The 6,303-nt window shown below is 60.8% G+C and carries 6 protein-coding genes; 3 read left to right on the top strand and 3 right to left on the bottom strand.

Annotation, left to right across the window (positions count from 1 at the left end):
• Positions 1–195: 195 nt before the first annotated feature.
• Entirely contained in the window at positions 196–1,395 is a 1,200-nt protein-coding gene (tyrS, locus tag N430_RS23820) for a tyrosine--tRNA ligase (protein ID WP_110639275.1), read from the bottom strand.
• Between the two features lie 215 nt (positions 1,396–1,610).
• Here tyrS and N430_RS23815 point away from each other — a divergent pair, with 215 nt between their 5' ends.
• Positions 1,611–3,029: a peptidoglycan DD-metalloendopeptidase family protein gene (locus tag N430_RS23815; protein ID WP_110639274.1), complete on the top strand. Its 1,419-nt coding sequence runs from the start codon at positions 1,611–1,613 to the stop codon at positions 3,027–3,029.
• A gap of 3 nt (positions 3,030–3,032) precedes the next feature.
• Positions 3,033–4,124, top strand: coding sequence for an anhydro-N-acetylmuramic acid kinase (locus tag N430_RS23810; RefSeq protein ID WP_110639273.1), 1,092 nt, complete (start codon positions 3,033–3,035; stop codon positions 4,122–4,124).
• Between the two features lie 58 nt (positions 4,125–4,182).
• On the opposite strand, the gene erpA is transcribed toward N430_RS23810, so the two are convergent.
• Both erpA and argC read right to left on the bottom strand, forming a co-directional pair.
• The gene (erpA, locus tag N430_RS23805) at positions 4,183–4,533 is read right to left on the bottom strand and encodes an iron-sulfur cluster insertion protein ErpA (RefSeq protein ID WP_027917433.1); all 351 of its coding nucleotides are present in this window, start codon (positions 4,531–4,533) and stop codon (positions 4,183–4,185) included.
• Positions 4,534–4,678: 145 nt separating this feature from the next.
• Entirely contained in the window at positions 4,679–5,713 is a 1,035-nt protein-coding gene (argC, locus tag N430_RS23800) for an N-acetyl-gamma-glutamyl-phosphate reductase (RefSeq protein WP_060484764.1), read from the bottom strand.
• A 142-nt stretch (positions 5,714–5,855) separates the two neighbouring features.
• Here argC and hemJ point away from each other — a divergent pair, with 142 nt between their 5' ends.
• Positions 5,856–6,281, top strand: a complete 426-nt coding sequence (hemJ, locus tag N430_RS23795) for a protoporphyrinogen oxidase HemJ (protein ID WP_054885191.1) — start codon at positions 5,856–5,858, stop codon at positions 6,279–6,281.
• Positions 6,282–6,303 lie beyond the last annotated feature (22 nt).

Raw genomic sequence — 6,303 nt, 5'->3', positions numbered from 1 at the left:
TCCAACACCACCTTAACCACCTAACTCATTGAATTTCAAGGAGTTTGTCGTTCCGATGTCGCTGGAAGTGGGGCGCATTATAAGGGGATTCGAAAGCGCGTCAACCTTTAATTTCAAGAAACTTTAAAATCGCTGAAAACAAAGCGGGGAGGCCTGTCGGCCTCCCCGCTTCTATATAGCTACACCACCAGGCGATCACTCAGCCTTGAGGGTAACCCGGCCAAACGACTTCTTACCCGCCTGGCACACATGGGTCGCGCCGAGGGCAAACATGAAGTCCTTGTCGACCACCGCACCATCGACCTTCACCGCTCCACCACTGAGCAGGTCACGCGCCTGCGCCGAGTTCTTCACCAGGCCCGCACGGTTCAGCACGGCAGCGATTGGCAAGTCCTCAGCTGCAGCCACTTCAATCTCTGGCAGATCCTCCGGCAGCTCGCCTTCCTTCATGCGGTTACCTGCCGCACGATGGGCATTGGCCGCAGCCTCTTCACCATGGAAGCGCGCAACGATCTCTTCGGCCAGCTTGATCTTGACGTCACGCGGGTTCGCACCATTGGCAACGTCGGCCCGGAACTGATCGATCTCTTCCATCGAGCGGAAGCTCAGCAGCTCGAAGTAGCGCCACATCAGGGTGTCCGGGATCGACACCAGCTTGCTGTACATTACGCCCGGCGCTTCCTGGATGCCGACATAGTTACCCAGCGATTTGGACATCTTCTTCACGCCATCAAGCCCTTCGAGCAATGGCATGGTCACGATGTTTTGTGCTTCCTGCCCATAGGAACGCTGCAACTCACGCCCCATCAACAGGTTGAACTTCTGGTCGGTACCACCCAGCTCCACATCAGCCTTCAGCGCAACGGAGTCATAGCCCTGCACCAGCGGGTAGAGGAACTCGTGGATGGCGATTGGCTGATTGGTGGTGTAGCGCTTGTCGAAGTCGTCACGCTCGAGCATGCGCGCAACGGTGTACTGCGATGCCAGGCGAATGAAGTCGGCCGGCGTCAGCTTGTCCATCCAGGTGGAGTTGAACGCGACCTCAGTCTTGGCCGGATCGAGAATCTTGAAGACTTGCTGCTTGTAGGTCTCGGCGTTTTCCAGCACCTGCTCGCGGGTCAGCGGCGGACGGGTGGCACTCTTGCCGCTCGGGTCACCGATCATGCCGGTGAAGTCACCGATCAGGAAAATGACCTGGTGCCCCAGCTCCTGGAACTGGCGCAGCTTGTTGATCAGTACCGTGTGCCCCAGATGCAGGTCAGGCGCTGTCGGGTCGAAGCCTGCCTTGATACGCAGAGGCTGGCCGCGCTTGAGCTTCTCGACCAGTTCCGACTCGACCAATACCTCTTCCGCACCGCGCTTGATAAGCGCCAGCTGCTCTTCAACCGACTTCATAGACAGACCCGCAAGGCTCAGATTCAAAGGGAGCCAACCATACAAGATCGGCCATCAATTACAAGTTTCGAAATGAAATGTGACCTGACCGACGCGTCACGGCGTCTACGCGCCCTTGCGCGAAAGTAGATTTGGTTATATTTTATACAGTTATTTCATCTTCATCATGTCATTCATCTTTTCCATATTCATTTTTCTTCAAAGTCACCTTACCTATGACCAACGAAACGCCTAAAGCGCCCCCGCTTTATCCGAAAAGCCATCTGTTGGCCGCCAGCGGCATTGCCGCCCTGCTCAGCCTGGCGCTGCTGGTATTTCCCTCCAGCGAAGTAGAAGCCAAGAAGACCACCCTCAGCCTGGAGCTGGAAAGCCCGGCCGAGCAGTTGAAGGACGAGTCCAACGCCGCCCCGCTGGTACAGACTCAAGGCGATCAGGCCTCCCCCTTCGCCCAGATCGATGGCGCCGAGACCAATACCGAGCAGGCAGCACAAGAAGCACCTGCCACCGAGAAAAAGCCTGAAGCCAAAGAGCCAGGGCACCGCGAAGTGACCGTAGCGCGTGGCGATACCCTGTCTACGCTGTTCGCCAAGGTCGGCCTGCCGGCCAATGCAGTGCACGACCTGCTGGCCAGCAACAAGCAAGCCAAGCAGTTCAGCCAGCTCAAGCATGGCCAGGTACTGCAGTTTGAACTCGACAAGGATGGCCAACTGGCCAGCCTGCACAGCAAGGTCAGCAACCTCGAAACCATCCGCCTGACCAAGACTGCCAAGGGCTATACCTTCGATCGCGAGATCAGCAAGCCTGTGGTCCGCACCGCTTACGCCCATGGCGTGATCAAGAGCTCGTTGTCGGCCTCGGCCCAGCGCGCCGGCCTGTCCCATAGCATGACCATGGACATGGCCAAGGTCCTGGGCTACGACATCGATTTCGCCCAGGATATTCGCCCGGGTGACGAGTTCGACGTGGTCTACGAGCAAAAGGTGATGGACGGCAAGGTGGTCGGTACCGGCAACATCCTGTCCGCACGCTTCACCAACCGCGGCAAGACCTACACCGCCGTGCGCTACACCAACAAGCAGGGCAATACCAGCTACTACACTGCCGACGGCAACAGCCTGCGCAAGGCGTTCATCCGTACCCCGGTGGACTTCGCCCGCATCAGCTCGCGCTTCTCCGCCGGCCGCAAGCACCCCATCCTGAACAAGATCCGCGCGCACAAGGGCGTGGACTACGCCGCCCCGCGTGGCACGCCGATCAAGGCAGCCGGTGATGGTCGCATCGAACTGGCTGGCCGCCGCGGTGGTTACGGCAACACCGTGATCATCGCCCACGGCAACAGCTACAAGACCCTTTACGGTCACATGCAGGGCTTCGCCAAGGGCATCAAGACCGGCAGCAACGTGAAGCAGGGCCAGATCATCGGCTACATCGGTACTACTGGCCTGTCGACAGGCCCGCACCTGCACTACGAGTTCCAGGTCAACGGCGTACACGTCGACCCGCTGAGCCAGAAGGTGCCGATGGCTGACCCGATCGCCAAGAACGAACGCCAGCGCTTCCTGCAGCAGAGCCAACCACTGATCGCCCGCATGGACCAGGAAAAGGCCACCATGCTCGCAGCGAACAAGCGCTGACCCATGGCGCTATATCTGGGGGTGATGTCCGGCACCAGCCTCGATGGCCTGGACATCGCCTTGATCGATCAAGGCGAGCAGCTTCAGTTGCTCGCCACTCACTACCTCCCCATGCCGACCGACCTGCGCCAGCAACTGCTCAGCCTCTGCAGCAGCGGCCCTGACGAGATTGCCCGCGCCGCCCTGGCAGAAAACCGCTGGGCCAGCCTGGCAGGTGAAGGTGTTCGGCAATTGCTGGCCAAGCAAGGGCTGCAGGCTGACGCCATCCGCGCCATTGGCAGCCATGGCCAGACCATCCGCCATGAGCCGGCTCGCGGCTTCACTGTGCAGATCGGCAACCCGGCGCTGCTCGCCGAGCTTACCGGCATCAGCGTGGTCGCCGACTTCCGCCGTCGCGATGTGGCGGCAGGGGGCCAGGGCGCGCCACTGGTGCCGGCCTTCCATGAATCCCTGTTCAGTCACCTCGGCCAACGCCTGGCGGTGCTCAATGTGGGTGGTTTCAGCAACCTGAGCCTGATCGAACGCGACAAGCCCGTGCATGGCTTCGACTGCGGGCCAGGCAACGTATTGCTGGACGCCTGGATCGAGCGAAAGCGAGGCCAGGCCTATGATGCCGATGGTGCCTGGGCTGCCAGTGGCAAGGTACAAGGCGATTTGCTCAGCAGCCTGCTGAGTGACCCGTTCTTCGCCGGCAGTGGCCCGAAAAGCACCGGCCGCGAGGTGTTCAACCTGCCTTGGCTGGATGGCCACCTGACTGGCCTGCCTGCGTTCCGTGACGAAGACGTCCAGGCCACCCTGCTGGAGCTGACCGCGCGCAGCATCATCGAATCACTGCAAAACGCCCAGCAAGGTACCGAGGCGCTGCTGGTCTGCGGCGGCGGTGCTCGCAATGGTGCCCTGATGGCTCGGCTTGCCGAACTGCTGCCAAAGGCCCGGGTTACCAGTACCGGTGCCTATGGCGTGGACCCGGACTGGGTCGAGGCGATGGCCTTTGCCTGGCTCGCCCACTGCTGCCTTGAAGGCATAGCCGCCAATCGTCCAAGCGTGACGGCGGCCAAGGGGCTACGCGTACTCGGCGCGATCTACCCGGCCTGATCCCAAGCCAGAATGCAAAACGCCGCGCAATTGCGCGGCGTTTTCGTACAGCCTGGCCTCAGATCGAGAACGAGGAGCCACAACCGCAGGTAGTCGCGGCATTCGGATTCTTGATCACGAAACGCGAACCTTCCAAGCCTTCCTGATAGTCCACTTCGGCACCGGCCAGATACTGGTAGCTCATCGGGTCGACCACCAGCGAAACACCTTCACGCTCGACAATGGTGTCATCTTCGGCCACATCTTCATCGAAGGTGAAACCGTACTGGAAGCCCGAGCAGCCGCCACCGGTGACGAACACGCGCAGCTTCAGGCGGTCATTGCCTTCCTCGGAAACCAGGTTCTTCACCTTTTGCGCGGCGCCGTGGGTGAATTCCAAAGCCGTAGGGGTGAAGGTTTCGACGCTCATGTTGATTCTCCCGGCGCAGTAGCCGCCATAAAACTCGATGACGCGCATTATCCGCTTCTCCGAGAAAATCGGTCAAGAATTGTGCGGCTTTAGTCGCGACAAACAAAAAGGCCCGCACATGGCGGGCCTTTCCATCAACAAGCGCTTACGGCAGCAGGCCGGCATGGGACAGGCCCATGCGCTCATCCAGGCCGAACAGGATGTTGAGGTTCTGCACTGCCTGGCCCGACGCGCCCTTGACCAGGTTGTCGATCACCGACAGCACCACCACCAGGTCACCACCTTGTGGGCGATGAACGGCGATGCGACAGACGTTGGCACCGCGCACGCTGCGGGTTTCCGGGTGACTGCCGGCCGGCATCACGTCGACGAACGGCTCATCGGCATAGCGTTTCTCGAACAGCGCCTGCAGGTCTACCGACTTGTCGGCAACGGTCGCGTACAGGGTGGCGTGGATACCACGGATCATCGGGGTCAGGTGCGGCACGAAGGTCAGACCGATGTCCTTGCCAGCGGCCAGGCGCAGGCCCTGACTGATCTCGGGCAGGTGACGGTGCCCCTTGACCGCGTAGGCCTTCATGCTTTCGCCAGCCTCACAGAACAGCGAGCCGACCGCTGCACCACGGCCAGCGCCGCTGACGCCCGACTTGCAGTCGGCAATCAGGCGCGACGGGTCGGCCAGGCCGGCTTCCAGCAGCGGCAGGAAGCCCAGCTGGGTGGCGGTTGGGTAGCAACCCGGCACCGCAATCAGGCGCGCCTGGCGGATCTTCTCACGGTTGACTTCAGGCAGGCCGTATACGGCGTCCTTGAGCAACTCTGGGGCGCCATGGGGCTGGCCATACCATTTGCCCCATTCGGTCGCGTCCTGCAGGCGGAAGTCTGCAGACAGGTCGATGACCTTGGTTCCGGCAGCCAGCAGCTCGCCAGCCAGGGCATGGGCGACACCGTGCGGGGTAGCGAAGAACACCACGTCGCAGGCGGCCAGGGTCTTGCTGTCCGGCACACTGAAAGCCAGGCCGTCATAGTGACCGCGCAGGTTCGGATACATGTCGGCGACCGCCACGCCCGCTTCGGAGCGCGAAGTGATGACCGCCACTTCGGCCTGTGGATGCTGCGCCAGCAGACGCAACAGTTCGACCCCGGTGTAACCCGTGCCGCCGACGATACCGACCTTGATCATAACGCTTGCCCCTTATCAACGAACCGTCTGGAAAGGGCACGATAATAGGGGCGCAAAGCGTCTGTAACAACTCTTGGGGTGCCCCTTCGGGCGCTTGGGCTCTACTATCTGACGACCGTGATTACCTGAAGGAACTCCCTCCATGCTTTACCTATGGATCAAAGCGCTGCATATCGTCAGCGTGGTCTGCTGGTTCGCCGGCCTGTTCTACCTTCCCAGGCTGTTCGTCTACCACGCCCAGAGCCAGGACAGCATCAGCCAGGAACGTTTCGTCACCATGGAGCGCAAGCTGTACCGCGGCATTATGAACCCGGCAATGATCGCCACCTACGTGTTCGGTGCCTGGATGCTCTACCTTACCCCTGGCTGGCTGAGCCAAGGCTGGCTGCATGCCAAACTCACCCTGGTGATCCTGCTGACCGGCTACCATCACATCTGTGGTGCCCAGCGCAAACGCTTTGCCGCAGGCAACAATACCCGCAGTCACGTCTACTACCGCTGGTTCAACGAGGTGCCTGTGCTGTTCCTGCTGGGCATCGTGATTCTCGTGGTGGTCAAACCGTTCTGACATAACCCGATGGAGCCTCACC

The organism is Pseudomonas sp. CC120222-01a (assembly GCF_003097235.1).
GTDB lineage: Bacteria > Pseudomonadota > Gammaproteobacteria > Pseudomonadales > Pseudomonadaceae > Aquipseudomonas.
This window is presented reverse-complemented; position numbering and strand designations above follow the sequence as displayed.

Coding starts and splice junctions, on each gene's coding strand:
- tyrS (WP_110639275.1), bottom strand. CDS start 1,395: ATGAAGTCGGTTGAAGAGCAGCTGGCGCTTATCAAGCGCGGTGCGGAA.
- N430_RS23815 (WP_110639274.1), top strand. CDS start 1,611: ATGACCAACGAAACGCCTAAAGCGCCCCCGCTTTATCCGAAAAGCCAT.
- N430_RS23810 (WP_110639273.1), top strand. CDS start 3,033: ATGGCGCTATATCTGGGGGTGATGTCCGGCACCAGCCTCGATGGCCTG.
- erpA (WP_027917433.1), bottom strand. CDS start 4,533: ATGAGCGTCGAAACCTTCACCCCTACGGCTTTGGAATTCACCCACGGC.
- argC (WP_060484764.1), bottom strand. CDS start 5,713: ATGATCAAGGTCGGTATCGTCGGCGGCACGGGTTACACCGGGGTCGAA.
- hemJ (WP_054885191.1), top strand. CDS start 5,856: ATGCTTTACCTATGGATCAAAGCGCTGCATATCGTCAGCGTGGTCTGC.